General features: G+C 39.2%; 16 protein-coding genes. 5 read left to right on the forward strand and 11 right to left on the reverse strand.

Annotated elements, in window-relative coordinates:
• Positions 1 to 156 precede the first annotated feature (156 nt).
• Together aprA and aprB are read right to left on the reverse strand one after the other, a co-directional pair.
• The gene (gene aprA, locus KKC46_01040) at positions 157 to 2,133 is read right to left on the reverse strand and encodes an adenylyl-sulfate reductase subunit alpha (protein ID MBU1052399.1); all 1,977 of its coding nucleotides are present in this window, start codon (positions 2,131 to 2,133) and stop codon (positions 157 to 159) included.
• Positions 2,134 to 2,204: 71 nt separating this feature from the next.
• Positions 2,205 to 2,636 carry an adenylyl-sulfate reductase subunit beta gene (aprB, locus tag KKC46_01045; protein MBU1052400.1) on the reverse strand — a complete coding sequence of 144 codons (432 nt, stop codon included), beginning with the start codon at positions 2,634 to 2,636 and terminating at the stop codon, positions 2,205 to 2,207.
• 807 nt (positions 2,637 to 3,443) lie between these two features.
• On the opposite strand from aprB, the gene KKC46_01050 reads away from it, so the two are divergent.
• Entirely contained in the window at positions 3,444 to 4,169 is a 726-nt protein-coding gene (locus KKC46_01050; protein ID MBU1052401.1) for a YkgJ family cysteine cluster protein, read from the forward strand.
• Between the two features lie 18 nt (positions 4,170 to 4,187).
• Entirely contained in the window at positions 4,188 to 5,000 is an 813-nt protein-coding gene (locus KKC46_01055; GenBank protein ID MBU1052402.1) for an SDR family oxidoreductase, read from the forward strand.
• Positions 5,001 to 5,189: 189 nt separating this feature from the next.
• On the opposite strand, the gene KKC46_01060 is transcribed toward KKC46_01055, so the two are convergent.
• The 6 genes from KKC46_01060 to KKC46_01085 all read right to left on the reverse strand — a co-directional run bounded on the left by KKC46_01060 (position 5,190) and on the right by KKC46_01085 (position 11,536).
• Positions 5,190 to 6,023 (reverse strand): prephenate dehydrogenase/arogenate dehydrogenase family protein, encoded by an 834-nt coding sequence (locus KKC46_01060; GenBank protein MBU1052403.1) that lies wholly within the window; start codon positions 6,021 to 6,023, stop codon positions 5,190 to 5,192.
• Positions 6,020 to 7,072, reverse strand: coding sequence for a chorismate synthase (gene aroC, locus KKC46_01065; GenBank protein ID MBU1052404.1), 1,053 nt, complete (start codon positions 7,070 to 7,072; stop codon positions 6,020 to 6,022). The genes KKC46_01060 and aroC overlap by 4 nt, the downstream gene beginning before the upstream one ends.
• Positions 7,073 to 7,089: 17 nt before the next feature.
• Positions 7,090 to 8,349: a 3-phosphoshikimate 1-carboxyvinyltransferase gene (gene aroA, locus KKC46_01070; GenBank protein ID MBU1052405.1), complete on the reverse strand. Its 1,260-nt coding sequence runs from the start codon at positions 8,347 to 8,349 to the stop codon at positions 7,090 to 7,092.
• A gap of 201 nt (positions 8,350 to 8,550) precedes the next feature.
• Entirely contained in the window at positions 8,551 to 9,684 is a 1,134-nt protein-coding gene (gene pheA, locus KKC46_01075; protein MBU1052406.1) for a prephenate dehydratase, read from the reverse strand.
• Positions 9,685 to 9,716: 32 nt separating this feature from the next.
• On the reverse strand, positions 9,717 to 10,709 hold the full coding sequence (locus KKC46_01080; protein MBU1052407.1) for a 3-dehydroquinate synthase II: 993 nt from the start codon (positions 10,707 to 10,709) through the stop codon (positions 9,717 to 9,719).
• Between the two features lie 29 nt (positions 10,710 to 10,738).
• Positions 10,739 to 11,536: a 2-amino-3,7-dideoxy-D-threo-hept-6-ulosonate synthase gene (locus tag KKC46_01085; GenBank protein ID MBU1052408.1), complete on the reverse strand. Its 798-nt coding sequence runs from the start codon at positions 11,534 to 11,536 to the stop codon at positions 10,739 to 10,741.
• 423 nt (positions 11,537 to 11,959) lie between these two features.
• On the opposite strand from KKC46_01085, the gene KKC46_01090 reads away from it, so the two are divergent.
• From KKC46_01090 to KKC46_01100, 3 genes are read left to right on the forward strand one after another with little or no spacing between them, the layout of a single operon-like run.
• Positions 11,960 to 12,604 carry a radical SAM protein gene (locus KKC46_01090; protein ID MBU1052409.1) on the forward strand — a complete coding sequence of 215 codons (645 nt, stop codon included), beginning with the start codon at positions 11,960 to 11,962 and terminating at the stop codon, positions 12,602 to 12,604.
• A gap of 19 nt (positions 12,605 to 12,623) precedes the next feature.
• Positions 12,624 to 13,304, forward strand: a complete 681-nt coding sequence (queC, locus tag KKC46_01095) for a 7-cyano-7-deazaguanine synthase QueC (protein MBU1052410.1) — start codon at positions 12,624 to 12,626, stop codon at positions 13,302 to 13,304.
• A gap of 12 nt (positions 13,305 to 13,316) precedes the next feature.
• Positions 13,317 to 15,302: a cation:proton antiporter gene (locus tag KKC46_01100; protein MBU1052411.1), complete on the forward strand. Its 1,986-nt coding sequence runs from the start codon at positions 13,317 to 13,319 to the stop codon at positions 15,300 to 15,302.
• 249 nt (positions 15,303 to 15,551) lie between these two features.
• On the opposite strand, the gene KKC46_01105 is transcribed toward KKC46_01100, so the two are convergent.
• The 3 genes from KKC46_01105 to KKC46_01115 all read right to left on the reverse strand — a co-directional run bounded on the left by KKC46_01105 (position 15,552) and on the right by KKC46_01115 (position 17,242).
• Positions 15,552 to 15,764, reverse strand: coding sequence for a HigA family addiction module antidote protein (locus KKC46_01105; protein ID MBU1052412.1), 213 nt, complete (start codon positions 15,762 to 15,764; stop codon positions 15,552 to 15,554).
• The gene (locus tag KKC46_01110; protein ID MBU1052413.1) at positions 15,755 to 15,934 is read right to left on the reverse strand and encodes an RHS repeat protein; all 180 of its coding nucleotides are present in this window, start codon (positions 15,932 to 15,934) and stop codon (positions 15,755 to 15,757) included. Before KKC46_01110 ends, KKC46_01105 begins: the two co-directional genes overlap by 10 nt.
• Positions 15,935 to 16,660: 726 nt before the next feature.
• Entirely contained in the window at positions 16,661 to 17,242 is a 582-nt protein-coding gene (locus tag KKC46_01115; GenBank protein MBU1052414.1) for a hypothetical protein, read from the reverse strand.
• Positions 17,243 to 17,649: the final 407 nt, after the last annotated feature.

Genomic DNA, 17,649 nt, shown 5'->3' on the forward strand with positions numbered 1-17,649 from the left:
TCAATCTTTTTTAATATAAAAACCTTAAGCTAACGGATATTTGTATAAGGATATCGTCTTATTGCCTTGATTTTTGTGTTTTAACTTAATAAAAACCTCCAAGCGTCTTTCGACACCTGGAGGTTTATTCAACTACAACATATACATATAAAAGAATTAATCAGGAATGATCTTGACGTAATCTTTCTTGAATACATCCCATTCTTTCTTTGCCGGATCATACTTTGAGTTTACAAAGCAGAACCAGTTTGCATCATCCTGTCCCGGATAATCAGCTTGATAGTAGAATCCTGGATAACGAGTTTCCTTACGGAACTGGATATGGCGCAGATGCGCTTCAACTGTCCATATACGATGATAGATTTCCCATGCTCTCATAAGTTCATGGAGATCACCGGCACCGAGTTTTTCACAGTCTTCGCGCATTGTTGCAAGAAGTTCCATTACAATTTCAAGACTCTTGCTGCTTGTCTGATAGTAAGTGGCTGTTCCTGCACCGTATTCATGAGTGGCTTTCATAAGTCTTAAAGCCATTCCGGAAGGTTTAATGTAATTGGGATTAATATCAACTGCAGTTGTATAATTGCAGTTTTCAAGGTAAGTTCTTACCGGCTTGTAAACCATATCAACCAGTTCCTGAGCACTCTGTTTAATAGCTGGTTTGAAATCGGCATGATCACGTACGAATTTTACCATTTCCTTTGCAGTAATTCTGCCTTCAGCATGTGACCCTGAAGAAAACTTGTGACCTGAACAACCTACACCGTCACCAGCTGTAAACAGACCGACAACTGTGGTCATACGGTTATAAATTTTTCCTGCATCTCCCCATTTATATGAGTCGGGGACCCAGGCAGCATCCGGGCCGGATGCCCACAAGCCGCAGCAGCCGGAATGTGAACCAAGAAGGTACGGTTCTGTAGGCATAACTTCGGAAACCTTCTTTTCAGGCTCGCAGTTCTGGGCACACCACAGATTTGCCTGACCACAAGTCATATCAAGGAAGTCTTCCCATGCTTCAGACTCAAGGTGTTTGAGTTCTTTCTTGTCCATGGTTTTACCAAGCTCACCAAGAGCTGTAACTGTATCCATTATGATCGGACCGCGTCCTGCTTTCATTTCAAACAGCATGAGGTGGTTACGCAGACAGGTCGGTGTAACAGCAGCTGTTCCATAAGGAGCATATTTTTGAAGTTCTGCTTTTGCTGCATCACTTGCTGCAAAGTTTTCACCAAGACCGTTAAGTGTTTTGGCCTTGAAAAGAAGGAACCATGCACCTACCGGGCCATAACCGTCTTTAAAACGAGCCGGGGTGAAACGGTTTTCCATCATTGAAAGCTCGGCACCAACTTTCATACACATTGTGTATGTGGAGCCTGCATTCCATACTGGATACCATGCGCGGCCTTTGCCTTCGCCAACACTTCTCGGCATATAAATATTAACAGCACCACCGCATGCAACCATCATGGTTTTGCATTTGATGATATAAACTTTGTTCTCACGAACTGAAAAACCAACAGCGCCTGCAATCTGATTTGGCTTGTTGGCATCAAGAAGCAATTCAACGATGAAGCAGCGTTCAAGAATATTATCTGTTCCAAGAGCAAGTTTTGCAGCTTCTGCAACTATTCTCTTATATGATTCACCATTGATCATTATCTGCCATTTACCTGTACGGACAGGCTCTGAACCGCTTTTTAATGTACCGGCAGCCTGACCTTTTTTACCATCGAGGTTCTTGCCTTCAGCAGTTTTTTTCCATACCGGAAGTCCCCATTCTTCAAAAAGATGAACTGAATCATCCACATGAGTACCAAGGTCAAAAATAAGGTCTTCACGTACAATACCCATAAGGTCGTTACGTACCATTCTGACGTAATCGTCTGGTGTATTTTTACCAATATATGTATTTATAGCTGAAAGGCCCTGAGCAACAGCGCCGCTTCTTTCCATGGCAGCTTTATCGCACAGTAATATTTTCGCATCCGGAGCAGCCCATTTCTTTACTTCAAAAGCGGTTCCGCATGCAGCCATACCGCCACCTACTATAAGAATATCTACTTCAAGCTCTTCAACTGCCGGATCTTTGACGGCCTTTGTTTCACCCAAAGGTTTATTAGGTAATGCCATATTAAATCCTCCTTAAGAAATTTTATTCATCATTATTCTTTTAAATTTAAACTTAAGCTAACCAAACCTGTTTATTTCGCAGGTACTGGAAGTACGCGTCCATCAGTCTCTTCTGTTGAAAGAAGAGCACTGTCAAGATCTTTTCCTTTAAGATCTAAATAGGCATTAGCCTGACCCTCAGGAGTTGTCCTGATGGGGAACTTAAAGCGTTTAATAAGGCCATTTCTGAACTTACATGTCCACATAACATCCTCTGTACCCATCATAGGCATAATGCTGCTTCCAAGAGGTACGAAATCGGAATAGCCACGAACTTCAATCGCCTGAGTAGGACATATTTTCACGCATGAAAAGCATTCCCAGCACTGATCCGGCTCCTGATTGTAAGCCTTCATTGCAGTTGGGTCAAGAACCATAAGGTCGTTAGGGCAAATATACATACATGCTGTTTTGTCCCCGCCTTTACAACCATCACATTTTTCAGCAATTACAAAAGATGGCATTTATTATCCCTCCTATTGTTGTGTAATTTATTTTTTCTATTGTCTAACGGTTTTTATTATAATACCAATGGGTTTAATGTAATTCTAAGTTGTAAGCACCTCCCTTCATAACACGGACTATCAAAAAAGCCCTTTCTTGTTACTGTTCAATATATCTTCTTTGTCTTTCTATAGCCTTATATATCAAGGCTTTGGATTTTTGTCTTTAAAATCAAGATGTTGATTTTACTGGCCAATCAAAGATTTTTAATATCACTCTGTATTTTTATTGTCAAGGACTTTTGCCAACCAAAAAATCAAAAGATATGAATGTTTACAATATGCTATATTTAGAAAATTATTGATTACTTCGTTACATTGGCCACCATATATAGTGGTGGATTAAAATACACACAAATATGTTTTTTAATATTTTTTTGTTTATCCCTTTACCTAATTATCAAAGAAGTATAAAAGATTCATTTGTTCGAAACAGTTTATTGCAAGCCATCTCAAAATACATAAAACATATTCTGACGGTGTTGTGAGGCTCTTCAAAATGCTCATATATTAGATATGTGCTGCACTTTTTTATCGCCTCACACCTTGTCATTGAACGCGATCATTTTTTTGAGATAGCTTGGAGTCTATAATATCGGAAAAAAGCTGCAAGGCATATGCCATTAATGTTTTTGGATATGATACTTTGCAACAGGTTTAAATAACAGATAAATCGGCGTAAAGTTAATATGGCTATTGTTTGAATGTGTGTCGGATTTTTTAACAACATGTAAAGGATAGAGAACCCGTAAGGTGTAAGGACAAGCTATGGACGAAAATTTAATTCAGCTATTTAAAGATGATAAATTTCGATTTTCATGCAAAAGCACTTTATCGTGCTTTAATGAATGTTGTCGTGATTTAAATCAGTTTCTGTTTCCATATGATATTTTGAGACTTAAGAATAATCTTGAAATATCATCTGCAATATTTTTGGAACAATATACTACTCTTCACACCGGGCCTGAAACCGGCCTTCCTGTTTTATCTCTTAAGACAGATAAAGCTCCGGAATTGAAATGCCCTTTTATAACACCTTCCGGATGCAAGGTATATGAAGACCGGCCATCTTCTTGCCGGACATATCCTGTTGCAAGACTTTTGTCCCGCAACAGAGAATCAGGCAAACTTTCCGAGTATTATGCCCTTATTCAGGAACCTCACTGCAAAGGCTTTGAAAATGGCAAAGAACAGACTGTGTCTGAGTGGATTAAAGATCAGGAAATTGAAACTTATAATGAAATGAATGATATGATGATGGAAATCATAAGTATAAAAAATCAAAAAATGCCCGGTGAAATGGATATTAAATCAAGTTTTATGTTTCGTATGGCTTTATATGATCTCGATGCTTTCAGAAAGCATTTGTTTTCAACTGAAAATATGAAAGATTATATAGATAAAAATGACATGAAAGCTGCCGAACAAAATGACACGGAACTGTTAAAAATAGCTTTTAAATGGGTTCAAAAAGAGATTTTTTCTGTGCTGTAAAAGGAGATTATTTTCTTAATGAAGACAGAAAACAAGGTAGCACTTGTACTTGGATCAATAAAAGGAATCGGTAAGGGGATAGGACTATACCTTGCCAATAAAGGTATAAAAGTTGCCTTCAATTATTTTGACTGGGAAGATTCTCTTGAAGAGCTGAAACAGGATCTTTCCGATATTTCTACCCCGCATTTGCTTGTTAAAACAAATCTTCTTGAAACGGATAAAATACCCGGCCTGATAAAAAATGTTGCAGATAACTTCGGACGGCTTGATATTGTTATAAACAATATTGAAAGAGGAGGCTGGCCTGCTGTTCACGGGCAATATACTGGTGATCAGTGGGATTTGGAGATGGCAACCACTTTGCGGGCAAAACAATGGCTGTTTGAAAGCTCATTGCCCTATCTTAAAGAATCCGGCGGTACTGTAATAAATATATCTTCCATAGCCGGTATAGTAGGAAGATCAGGCCCTGCAAGCTATCTTTTTAATGAAGGGTATTCTGCCGCAAACCGCGGCATTTCACTTTTAACCGAAACATGGGCGCGTGTAGGAGCCCCGGAAGTTCGTGTAAATGAAATCATGTTAGGAATTATTGAATCCCGTCATGGCAAAAACACAAGGGGATGGGGACTACTAACAGATACCCAGAAGCAGGATATAATAGACCACACTTTAATCGAAAGAACGGGAACAATAGATGATGTCATAAAAGCGGTATGGTTTTTAATAAATGACGCGCCTTTTATGACAGGCAGCGTTATAAGATTAGATGGCGGGTATGTTCTTGGCGGGGACAAAGTGGCTCCGATGCCTAAAGGAGTGCTATAGGATTTTCCATAAGCATCAAATGCTTTAGACCTGAAAGCATTCTATTATACTTCACTATTCAAGATATGGCACACATTTACCTCGTATTTTGGAGCTTGGATTATCCCGAAACCAACGGAATACAGGTTTTATGGTTGGTTAACCCACCCGGTTTTATTCGCAGGCTTGCATTATGCAGAATTTCAGATATCAGGAATAAAGAGTGCTTATTATCTTATTGCTTTCTTTAAGCGCATCTTTGCATGTATCTTTAAAAAATTCGCGTATGGTTTCCATAAACAAAATTGCCCTTTCATCCTGGCCGGATAAAAGGGCATCATTGCTTTCGTTGATTGCGGAAATAAAAACTTCCAGGACATCTTTAAAGTGTTTATTCTTGCTTATAAGATTTTTATAAAGATCAAGATCCTGAGCGAAAAGACGGCCTATCAGATTATAGTTTATCTTAAATACCGGAGTGGAACATGAAAGTACGTTCTCTGAATTCATATCCATCTTTTGTAATGTTCTGGCCATGCAAATGGTAGTAAAATGAGTAAGCCCCTGCACAACAGCCATATGCCGGTCATGAGCTAAAGGATCCATCACGCATAAAATAGCGCCTCTTGAAGCATATTCATTTTCTATCCGTTTAAGCCAACGTTCTCCTTGGCCAGGGCATAATATTATATTCTGCCCTTTTATGGAATCCGTAAAAGGCCCGAACAAAGGATGAGTTCCAAGTACATCAGCTTTGGTATTTTCCGTCATGCTCTTTACTATTTCTTCTTTCAAAGAGCACATGTCCATAAAAAGCTGATCATCGCGCAAAAGAGGGCCGATATTTTTTGCAATTGAAACGGCAGCATCCAGAGGAACGCTTAAAATAACCACATCACATTCTTTAGCAACATCAGCATATGTGATATCGGTGGTTCTTCCTGAAATCAATACCCTGTGACCGGCAGCAGAATAAAATTTTTCAAACCATCTGCCCATACCGCCTGTTCCACCGATTATGCCGATTGATATTGTTTTATTCATCGGATAGCTTTCTGTCGTAATAAATGATCTGCTATAACAATGCTTACCATTGATTCACAAACAACGTTTATTCTTGGTATGGCTGAAATATCATGTCGTCCCGAAATAGATACGGTTCTTTTTTTCTTTTTCAGATCAATAGTATTTTGTTCGATGGAAATAGAAGGAATAGGCTTTACTGCAACCCGCATAATGATATCATCTCCATTGGATATTCCGGCAAGAATTCCACCGGCATTATTTGTCAAAAAGCCTTTTGGTGTTATAGGATCATTATTTTTAGAACCAAGCAATGATGAAGCTTTAAAACCAGCTCCGATTTCAAAGCCTTTAACAGCACCAATGCTCATTAATGCTTTTGCAAGATCGGCATCAAGCTTATCAAATACCGGCTCTCCAAGGCCTGCGGAAACTCCTTTTGCAACAATCTCAACAATGCCGCCAAGAGAGTCTCCACTGCTTTTTACTTTCTTAACTCTTTTTTCCATTTTAGTGGCAGCATCATTGTCAGGGCAAAAAAACATGTTTTGGGATATTAAGTCAAGATTGCGCTCTACTGCTTTTATACCGCCAAGCTCAACTGTATAAGCACAGATGTTTATATTTTCTTTGTCAAGTAAAGCTTTGGCAACAGCACCTGCTGCAACTCTTGCAACTGTTTCTCTTGCAGAAGCTCTTCCACCGCCCCTCCAGTCTCTTATTCCGTATTTCGCCTGATAGGAAATGTCGCCATGTCCGGGTCTGAAAATATCCGCAAATTTTTTGTAAGCGTCTGAATGCTGATCCTTGTTTTTAACCATAATCATAATAGGAGTTCCGGTTGTAACTCCGTTGAAAACTCCGGACATTATGATTGCTTCATCAGGTTCTTTTCGTGAAGTACTTGCTATAGAGCTGCCTGGTTTTCTTCTGTCCAGCATATCCTGGATAATTTGTTCATTAAACGGTATTTGGGCAGGGCAACCGTCAATAACAACACCAACACCAATACCGTGGGATTCGCCCCAGGTTGTTATTTTAAATAATGTTCCAAATGAGTTCCCGGACATTTATTTCTTCCTTATGTTTATCTTCCAAGCTTATCAAAAACTTCCCAGAAATTCGGAAAAGACTTTTCAACGCACATTTCGTCTTTTATAAAAATGCCCGGGGTTTTAAGCCCTAAAACTGCAAAACTCATAGCAATTCTGTGGTCATTATAAGTTTCAATATTAGCTCCTGTAGGAGTTCCACCTTTTATCACAAGATCAGAACCTACGGACTTTGCCTCAATTCCTGTTTTTGTAAGTTCGTTGATAACAGCCGCTAACCGATCGCTCTCTTTAGCTTTTAAATGCTCGACATTTTTTATAACTGTAGTACCATCTGCAAAAGCCGCAACTACAGCAAGAGTTGGAACCATATCGGGCATATCTGCCATATCCGTTTCAATTCCTATAAGTGATCCGCCCTTAACTGTAATTCCATCGCTTTCAAAATTTACTTTACATCCCATTTGTTCAAAAAGCCCTGTAAGTTTCAGATCTCCCTGACGGGATTCTTTTGAAATGCCTTTAACTTTTATTTCAGAGCCTGTAATGGCAGCAGCTGCCCAGAAATAGCCTGCCTGGGAACAATCGGGTTCAACGTAAAAAGAACCGGCCCTGTAAATTTGTTGCCCGGCTATGGTAAATTCGTTATAGCCGTTTCGTTTAATATCGACTCCCAGTTTTGCCATGATATCAATTGTCATGTCTATATAAGGCTTTGATACAGGCCCTTCTATAACCTTTATTTTTATACCTTCTTGAGTATAAGGAGAAATTAAAAGAACTGAAGATAGAAACTGGCTGCTGATATTGCATTTAAGTTCAACATAGCCGCCTTTTATTTTTCCGCCTTTAATGGCAACAGGCGGGCAGCCGTTGTTATCAATCGAACGGGCTTCTACTCCCAGGCTGCTTAAGCCATCCAGCAAATCCTGAATTGGTCGCTGTGACATGCGCTCTGTTCCCGTAAGCGTGTACAGGCCATCACCCAGAGCGGCAACACCGGTTAAAAGACGCATGGATGTTCCGGAATTGGATAGATAAATCGGTTTGTCATATGCCTTAAGAATTCCTTTTGAACCGTGTACTATTACTTCTTTTTCTGAATTTTCAATCTTTATGCCCATAAGGCGCAAGGTTTCAAGAGTTAAAATAGTATCTTCACTTTTAAGGCAGTTTTTTAATGTACACCGACCATCCGATAATGCCGAGGCAATCAATAGTCTGTGCGTATAGCTCTTTGAACCCGGCACATCAATTTCGCATTTATTAACAATTTTAGGATGTATTTCTATCATGGTTATTGTCCCATTCGACGAATGGAAGGAAAACCCCCGCCTTTAGGCAAAGATTTTAGTTTAATATTATATTTAGCTAAAAGGGTTCCAGGGGTCAAGGATTCGAGGGGTCAAACCTTAGATGTATATGAGGTTTCACTTGAATCCTCGGCCCCTGGAACCCTTGAATCCTTCATTCAATTATAATTATCACTCAATTCACTATATGGTATTTTTTGCCATAGGATATGACCCAAGGCATTTTAGGTAAAGGCAAATCTTGTTCATTTTCTTAATCGTAGAAGAAACAACAGGATCATTAATATGTCCTTCGATATCGACAAAGAAAAAATAGCTCCAGTTTTCATGCTTTGTAGGCCTTGACTCAAGCTTTACCATATTTATCTCTGATTCTGCTATGGGCTTTAATATTTTGTACAAAGCCCCAGAAACATTAGGTGTTACAAACATAATAGAAGTCTTGTCAACCCCGGTTCTTCTTGTCTCATCTTTTCCTATAACAAGAAACCGTGTAGTATTTCTTGAAACATCTTCAATCTTCGATGCAATTACATGGAGCTTATAGATATGTGCAGCCATACTGCTTGCAATAGCGGCCGAGTTAGGATCATCACAAGCTCTGCGGGCGGCATTGGCAGTGCTGTCACATTCTATAAGTTCAGCTTCCGGAAGATTTTTCTGAATCCAGTTCCTGCACTGGGGAAATACCTGGCGATGTGAGTAGATTACTTTGATTTTACTTATGGAATCAACCGTTGACAAAAGATCATGTGATATCGGGTGGTACAATTCCGAACATATTTTCAAATCCGATTCAAAAAAAAGATCAAGAGTATAATTGACCGAACCTTCAATAGAATTTTCAACCGGAACCACTCCGTAAAGACATGAACCTTTTTCTACTTCTTTAAATATATCGCCGATTGTGGCCTGTGGTACATAATTAACAGAGCGCCCAAAATAGCTCATTGTTGCGATATGGGAAAAAGTAGCCTCCGGGCCAAGATAAGCAACAGAATGATGATTCTGGATTGCCCGCGAAGCTGCAATTATTTCTGAAAATATATGATTAAGAGCTTGTTCGCCAAGAAGGCCTTTGTTTAGGGTCTTCAGTTTTTCAATAACAGCTTTTTCACGTGCTATATCTAAAACTTTTTTCCCTTTTTTTGCCTTCATCTTGCCTATTTCCTTTGCAAGAAGAAGCCTTTCATTTATCAGGCCTAAAATTTTGCCATCAATTTTGTCAATACTGTTTCTTAAATCATCTATAACATTATTAGGTGCATTTTCAGACACAGTGTCAGCCTTAGTACTTTTTTTGTTTATATTTCCCATAATAATATTCGTTTAATCCGCTTAATAAATTATTATTGTTCTATTATTGATTCATCTATTTTATAACCGAAATGCCTCCCGCTTTCTTCTATCGCCACCAGAACTTTATCCCCTTTTTTAAGACTCACAACAGATATCGGTTTCCCATCCGGACTGGTTAATCTTATAGTTTCGGCATTTTGTAAAATAGTTGTAATCTTTTTACCGGCTGCCAATGCCTTAATTATCATAAGAGGACGCTTTTCAATTTTGAGTCTTCCAACTATTGCAGCAGTCAAATTGCCTTTATAATCTGCTATATAAACCTGATCTCCGGCGCTAAGTTCGGAAAGATATCTGGTTTTTCCGCCCGGCACTCTCGTATAGGCGTGAACAGCTCCGGCATTAACCCTGAAAGGTCTTGGAGACACATAAGGGTTTTCTACCGTTTCAGCATGAACAAGAAAAAGAGCACTGCTGCTGTTTCCAACCAGCATGCCCTGTCCGGGAGTCATCGAAGTACAGGTATCAACACATACTCTATCCCCCATTCCGGCAGGTGTTACTTCAACAATTTCAGCATGCTCAAGAGACACATTATCCGTTCCTGCATTAATCATAGTTAATGTTTTTTTTAATTCTACCATATCGGAAGAATTAAAAAGTATATGTTTTACACCCTTTTCAAGAATGCCGCAAACTGTAGAGGCTTCCTGATAGTTTTGAACCTGAGCGATAATATCGGCTCCTTTTGCTATAAGATTTTCAAGAGGAATTACAGTCCAGTCAGTGCATTCAAGGATTACTTTCTTGTTAAGACTCAGTTTGGTTATTTCATCTTCGTCCGCACCGCTTTTTATAGTATAAAAGATAACATCTTTTCCTATCTTTAAATCCCCATCTTCAGAAATTGTCTGAATTTTACCAAGTTCTTTTACTTTTTCCGAATAACCTTTCGGAACCAGAACTCCATCGGCACCGCCCTCAAGTGCGGTTGTAATTAAATCTTTATTCCAAGGATCGACCTTTACCCAAATTTTTTGCATTTTTCAATCCTTTATATAATTATGAAAAATTATTCAACAATTTTAAGCGCATCCTCAACACTTGCATTATTATGCACAATTAATGATATGGCCTGAACCATTTTTGCAGGATTTTTATGCTGAAACACATTGCGCCCGATTGAAGCGCCCGCGCCTCCTGCTTCTATTGAACCCTTTACCATTTCCAGGATTTCCCTGTCCGAGTTCATTTTTGCCCCGCCTGCAATCACGACAGGAATCGAACATCCGTCAACAACCTCTTTGAATGACTCAGCCGAACCGGTATAGGATACTTTAACTATATCTGCGCCTATTTCATCACCCACACGGGCGGCATGCTTGATATAATTTACATCATACTCATCTTTAATTTTTTCTCCTCTTGGATAGATCATTGCAAGAAGGGGCATGCCCCAGGTTTTTGCTTCATAGGCAACCATTCCAAAATCTCTTAGCATATCTTTTTCCGAACCGTTTCCAATATTAACATGTATTGAAACAGCATCGGCACCAAGTTTGATTGCTTCTTCAACCGAACAAACAAGAGTCTTTGCATTTGGATTGGGAGAAAGGCTTGTTGATGCGGAAAGATGAACAATGAGCCCTATATCTCTTCCGCCCCTTCTGTGTCCTGCTCCCACAAGACCTTTATGTTCTACGATTGCATTTGCCCCGCCATCTGAAACCATTTGCACAGCGCTTTTCATATCCTGAATCCCTTCAATAGGCCCAACGGAAATACCGTGATCCATTGGAACAATAACGGTTTTACCGGTATTGCGGTTCATAATGCGCTCCATCCTGACTTGCTTTCCTATGATTGTCATTTTTCATTTCTCCCGTTTTAATGCAAAAAGGCCGTGAAGATTACCTTCTCCACGGCCTGTAAAACTAAAAAAGCCGTGGGTTCCGGGAATCCGCCCATGGCTTTTTGCGTTTAGTATGTAGTTACCTCAACGCAGCGCAGGCAGACCGGTGCTAAAATAATAATAATAGAAACCGTAAAATCTGCCTGTTATTGTATTCATCATATTTCCTTAATAAATGTTTTTGATAAGTCTTTGTCAAAATTGACTAAAACTTACCTGTATTTTTATATTTTCGAATCATGCATGTCAAGCAGTTTTTTAAATACGATAGAAACGGCCATTATGGTTTGCTATTTATTATAATATTGATGTAAATAAACAATGTCTTTATAAACAGTTATAAAGAAGTTATGAAAAGGTCTCAAAACAAGGCTTAGGGATATGACATTATTAGTTAATGAAATTTTTTACAGCATACAGGGTGAATCTTTATACAGCGGGTTACCTTGCACTTTTATAAGGTTAACCGGATGCAACTTAAGATGCAATTATTGTGACACACAATATGCATATGACGAAGGTACTGAAATAGAAATAGATAACCTTATAAAAAAAATATCAGTCTTTGGCTGCTCTTTGGTTGAAATTACCGGTGGAGAACCTTTGTTACAGGAAGAAACCCCGGTATTAATAGAAAAACTTTTAGATGATAATTATACTGTTTTGCTTGAAACAAACGGAAGTATTGATATAAGCAGCATTGATAAACGATGTATTAAAATTATTGATATAAAATGCCCGTCAAGTCAAATGTCTTCAAAAAACGATCTTGATAATTTAAATAAGCTTGGCAAAAAAGACCAGATCAAATTTATAATGGGAAACAGAAATGATTATGATTTTGCAAAAAAAATCGTAAAACAAATACCTGAAGAATTTCCTCGGGGAAATATTTTTTTTTCTCCTATCTATAATACAATAGAATTATCGGATTTGGCGCAATGGATACTAAAAGATAAATTAAGTGTTCGGCTCCAAATTCAATTACATAAAATAATCTGGCCAGATATATTAAGAGGCGTATAAGTAAATTAAGGGAAATAAAATGCGAAAAAAAGCCATAGTACTTTTAAGCGGAGGCCTTGATTCCACAACCGTAATGGCTATTGCAAAACATGAAGGGTTTGATCTTTTTGGCATGAGTTTTTTTTACGGTCAACGCCATTTTCATGAACTCAATGCGGCAAAAAAGATAGCGGAAGTATTTAAAGCAAAGAAGCATATTATAATAAATATTGATCTTGATAAAATCGGTGGATCAGCTTTAACAGCTGATATCAAAGTACCTAAATCAAGATCGCTTAATTCAATAAGTAAAGGAATCCCTGTCACATATGTTCCTGCAAGAAACACCATTTTTTTATCTCATGCACTTGCATGGGCCGAAGTAATGAAATCTGTTGATATATTTATAGGCGTTAATGCGATTGATTACAGCGGCTATCCCGATTGCAGACCCGAATTTATCAAAGCATTCGAACGTATGGCAAACCTTGCAACAAAAGCCGGGGTCGAAGGGAAAAATCGTCTCAAAATAAATACTCCCTTAATCAAAATGACAAAAGCCCAGATTATAAAAAAAGGAATAGAACTCGGAGTTGATTATTCACTAACCCATAGCTGCTATGATCCCGGCCCTGACGGCAGCGCATGCGGTCTTTGCGATAGCTGCTTTTTAAGGAAAAAAGGGTTTGAAGATGCAGGGCTGATAGATCCTGCAATATAATAGGATAAATTAATGGGCATTGCTACTGATATCATCCTTATTATTGTTGCTGCATTTTTATGTGGTTTGGTAATGCAACGACTTAAGCAACCATTAATCTTAGGCTATATCGTTGCGGGGGTTATTTTAGGACCATATACAGGAGGTCTGATATCAAATATTCCCGAGATCAAATTGCTTGCCGAGATCGGCATTGCACTTCTTCTTTTCGCACTCGGGCTGGAGTTTTCTCTTAAGGATCTAAAGCCAGTTAAAAAAGTGGCTCTTATAGGAACCCCCATCCAAATTATCCTTACAGTAGGTCTCGGTTTTGGTATCGGGCACTTGATGGGCTGGGATTGGAAGCCGTCTCTTTGGCTTGGTGCCCTTATCTCTCTTTCGAGCACCATGGTCATCCTCAAAACGCTCATGAACCAAGGCTGGCTGGGCACCCTTTCAAGCAAAGTGATGATTGGGATGCTAATTGTGCAGGATTTGGCTGTGATTCCGATGATGATAATACTTCCTCAGCTGAACAATCCGGCGGTTGGGTTGTCTGCCATAGGTTTAGCAGTAATTAAAGCAGCAGCTTTCATTGCAGGGATGATATTGCTTGGCACAAAGTTGTTGCCATACCTAATGACACATATCGCCAGGTTAGGTTCAAGGGAACTTTTTTTGCTTGCAACCACCGCCATTGGGTTGGGCGTGGGTTATTTCACACATATGGTTGGGCTTTCTTTTGCCTTTGGTGCTTTTGTTGCCGGTATGGTTTTAAGCGAGTCGGACTACGGCCACCAAGCCCTAAGTGATATTATTCCCCTTCGCGATCTTTTTGGGTTGTTGTTTTTTACATCGGTTGGAATGCTTTTAGATCCAATATTTCTTTTTGATCATATCTGGCAGGTTCTTTTATTAGTGCTGGCCGTAGGAATTTGCAAAGGATTTATCTTTGCTTTCATAGCTCGAATATTCAAATATAAATATGTAATACCCCTGGCTGTTGGACTGGGCCTGTTTCAAATTGGTGAGTTCTCCTTTGTTCTGGCAAATGTGGGATTGTCAACGAACTCTATTGGAAGCGATCTTTACTCTTTGGTATTGACCTCCGCAATCCTGACTATGGTACTAACACCACTCATTTCGGGCCAGACTACACGGATATACGCATTAAAGAAGCGCTGGTTTCGGCATGAAGCGCTTGAGTCATCTAACATACCCAATACTGGCTTTGGCAACCATGTAGTTATAGCCGGCGGCGGGCGCGTAGGTTTTCAAATAGCGCAGGTCATGAAGCGTTTAGACGTGCAATTTGTAATCATTGAGCTTGATCACCTGCGTTTTGAAAAAGCCAAGAATGCCGATATGGCGGTCGTTTATGGCGATGCCAGCCAGGAAACCGTCCTTGATGCTGCCAGGATAAAAGATGCTACCCTTCTGATTTTGACAATCCCCGTAATTGTTTCAGCAAGATTGGTCATAGTGCGGGCAAAGCGTTTGAATAACAAACTTGAAATAGTAGCAAGAACATCGAGCCAGGATTCTTTCGATTTATTGAAGGACTTGGGTGTTTCCGAGGTTGTATTCCCAGAGTTCGAAGCAAGCCTCGAAATGACCCGTCAAGCCCTTCTCCGTCTCCGGGTTCCGGTTACCGAAGTCCAACGACATACCGATACCGTTCGACAGGAACTTTATGCACATTTGTATAACAAAGATAACGATTATCGAGTACTATCCCAACTCCGAGGCGCTGAACAACAATTTGATTTGCAATGGGTGAGTTTAGTTCCGGAAAGCCCGATTGCCTATAAATCGATAGGTGAGAGTGAAATTCGCAAAAAATCAGGTGCTTCGTTGGTAGGTGTTCTCAGGGATGGGCAGCTAAAGCCAAATCCTGGTGTTGACTTTATTTTAAAGCCTAATGATCTTATGGCAATTATCGGAAGCGAAAAGGATAGAAATGCTTTTTGTCTCATGACATCATCTGGCCGTTGCAATGAACAATTGATAAAGGCTTGAGCCAGTTTCAAAACGCCCCATTTTGGCCGATCTCTGCGTTGGGGGAAGGTTTGGGTCCTTGACTAATTGGACATATTGCGAGCGTTCTATAAATTATTAAAGGATAATAAATATGCCGAGGCGAGCAAGGCTGGATGCTTCTGATATGCTGTTGCAAAAACATTGATACGTAGAAAAATAAAAGATTAATAAGTCCAGTTTGTCAAGGACGTTATATACTACGGTTGGCCTGTCATATAATTATCAAACTCAAGCCATCGCTTCACGAATCGGTTTAACACTCTCAATTTTTTCCATACGCTTTGGTGAGTGTAATGCTGTCCATATATCATTGCGTTGCTGTAAATTAAGCCAAAAATTTGGTGTATTGCCGAATACTTTTGCCAGCATTAATGCAGTGTCAACGGTGATAGATCTTTTGCCGGTACAAAGCTCATTTACTGATCTGCGGCTTACACCCATTGCAGAGGCAAGTTGCCCCGGCCCAAAGCATCGGTAACCGAAAGTCTGCGACCGGCTGCGTCATAGGCGAACGTTGTACGGTTGCCCAGGGCATCTACTGAAACCTTGAGCTGACCGGCACTATTGTATTCCATTTGAGTTGCGCTGCTGTCTGCATAGATCGTGCGCACCAGACGATTGACAGCATCATACTCTAATGTTGTTGTTTTTCCGGCCTGGTCAGTGGTGGAGATGCGGTTGCCTTCGGCATCATAGGCATTGACCGGGGAATTCCGATCTGCGATACGGACTATACCAAGCCGGATTGATTGCTTCCAATGTCAATGATAATTTTCGGCAACTTTTTTATAACATGTTGGAAGGTCGTCAAAAGGAACGGGGTATCCGAACAAAAATGCGGGTAAAATTGGCTGCAAAGTTATTAGTGATTGCATGGACTATGCTTAAAAAGAATGAACCGTTTGATGCAAGCCGTTTAACGACGGATTTAGATTAGCATCAAACAACCATACAATTAAATTAAATCAAAGCATATACTGCTTTGAGCATTTTCGGCGAGAAAGCCCGTTCAAGGACGTTGGAGCGAAACAACTCCGGGAGGGACAATTTAAGGGCTTCTCTCTGAATTCTTTAATCTGGATAAGGAATGATGTGGCGGTCAGCCAATAGCTGGGATGCCGGATAAACGTAACGATTAGATAAAGAATTCGCCGCATGAGATAACCGCCGGAAGCAAAATGCACATTACCAAAAGTGCAGCAATAGAGGTGTTCTCTCAATATAGCGAAGAATATAAATAACTGATTATATTTGAATTATATTTTACACGTTTTTGCTTGACATAAGGAGGAATGTCCCCAAGCTGGTCCTAAAATTGTATAAACCATCTCTCTACTCTACCCAAGCTGGCCCTCACTTGACCTGTATTCTTTTTCGTAAAAATCGGATAATAGCTCATCTATTTGTTCTTTAATAAAATTATTCCTTGGCCTAAATGGTAGGAATACTGCTATAGAAATAAAACACATAACGAAAAATAAAAATAGCTTCATAGGAGCATTTGAATATGGGGCATTATAAATTAAATTACTAAACATAATCAAAGCCATAAATACTGGCAATAACATAAAAGAATAAAACGGGCGAATTTCACAACGTACATTATCATTGGGTATGTTTTTTTCAATGCTTAAAAATATTCTTTGAGTTGGGAAAATGCCTTTTTGATAAAATAATTTACGAGTAGGTCTAAGGGCAATCAGTATATTATTGTTTAATTTTTTTACATACCATTTTTTTACATAATTTTTTGCAGAAATATGAGCATTTTTATCATTTTTATTTTTTGAAAGCCTATAATTTAATATGATACTAAACGGGCCATTTTTAAAGTAAAAAGGCACCATTAAGCTAAATAATATATACTCTGTAAGGAACATAACTAAAAATAGAATTACTGAAATCTCAAATGCCTGCATTATAGCTCCACATTTTTTAAAAAAGAACCTTTAATTATTCGATTGTTTTTAAAAGCTTTCCTCCATCGCAAGCGACAGGGTAAAGCTTCCAAAGGATAAAAATAATCTACCAGAGTTTTTTAACTGAGTGTAATTGCCATACCGTCATAACTACATAAGCTGAAGATTTCCATGAGATGCCTACCGAAATCCCAGGATCGGATTGAATATATGTTCCATTTGGCAATGTTATCATTCCAACTCCAAGAGTAAAACTAGGAACTGCTAAAGAGCTGGTCGGGAAAAACTGTACAGTTGCTTAAGTGGTAAAGCTGTTCTAAATTGATTTTAAAATATAGAAAGGAGCAGCGGTAAAATGAAGAAATTAAGAAGGAATCATGGAGCAACGTTTAAAGCAAAAGTAGCGA

The organism is Pseudomonadota bacterium (genome assembly GCA_018817425.1).
Taxonomy (GTDB): domain Bacteria; phylum Desulfobacterota; class Desulfobacteria; order Desulfobacterales; family RPRI01; genus RPRI01.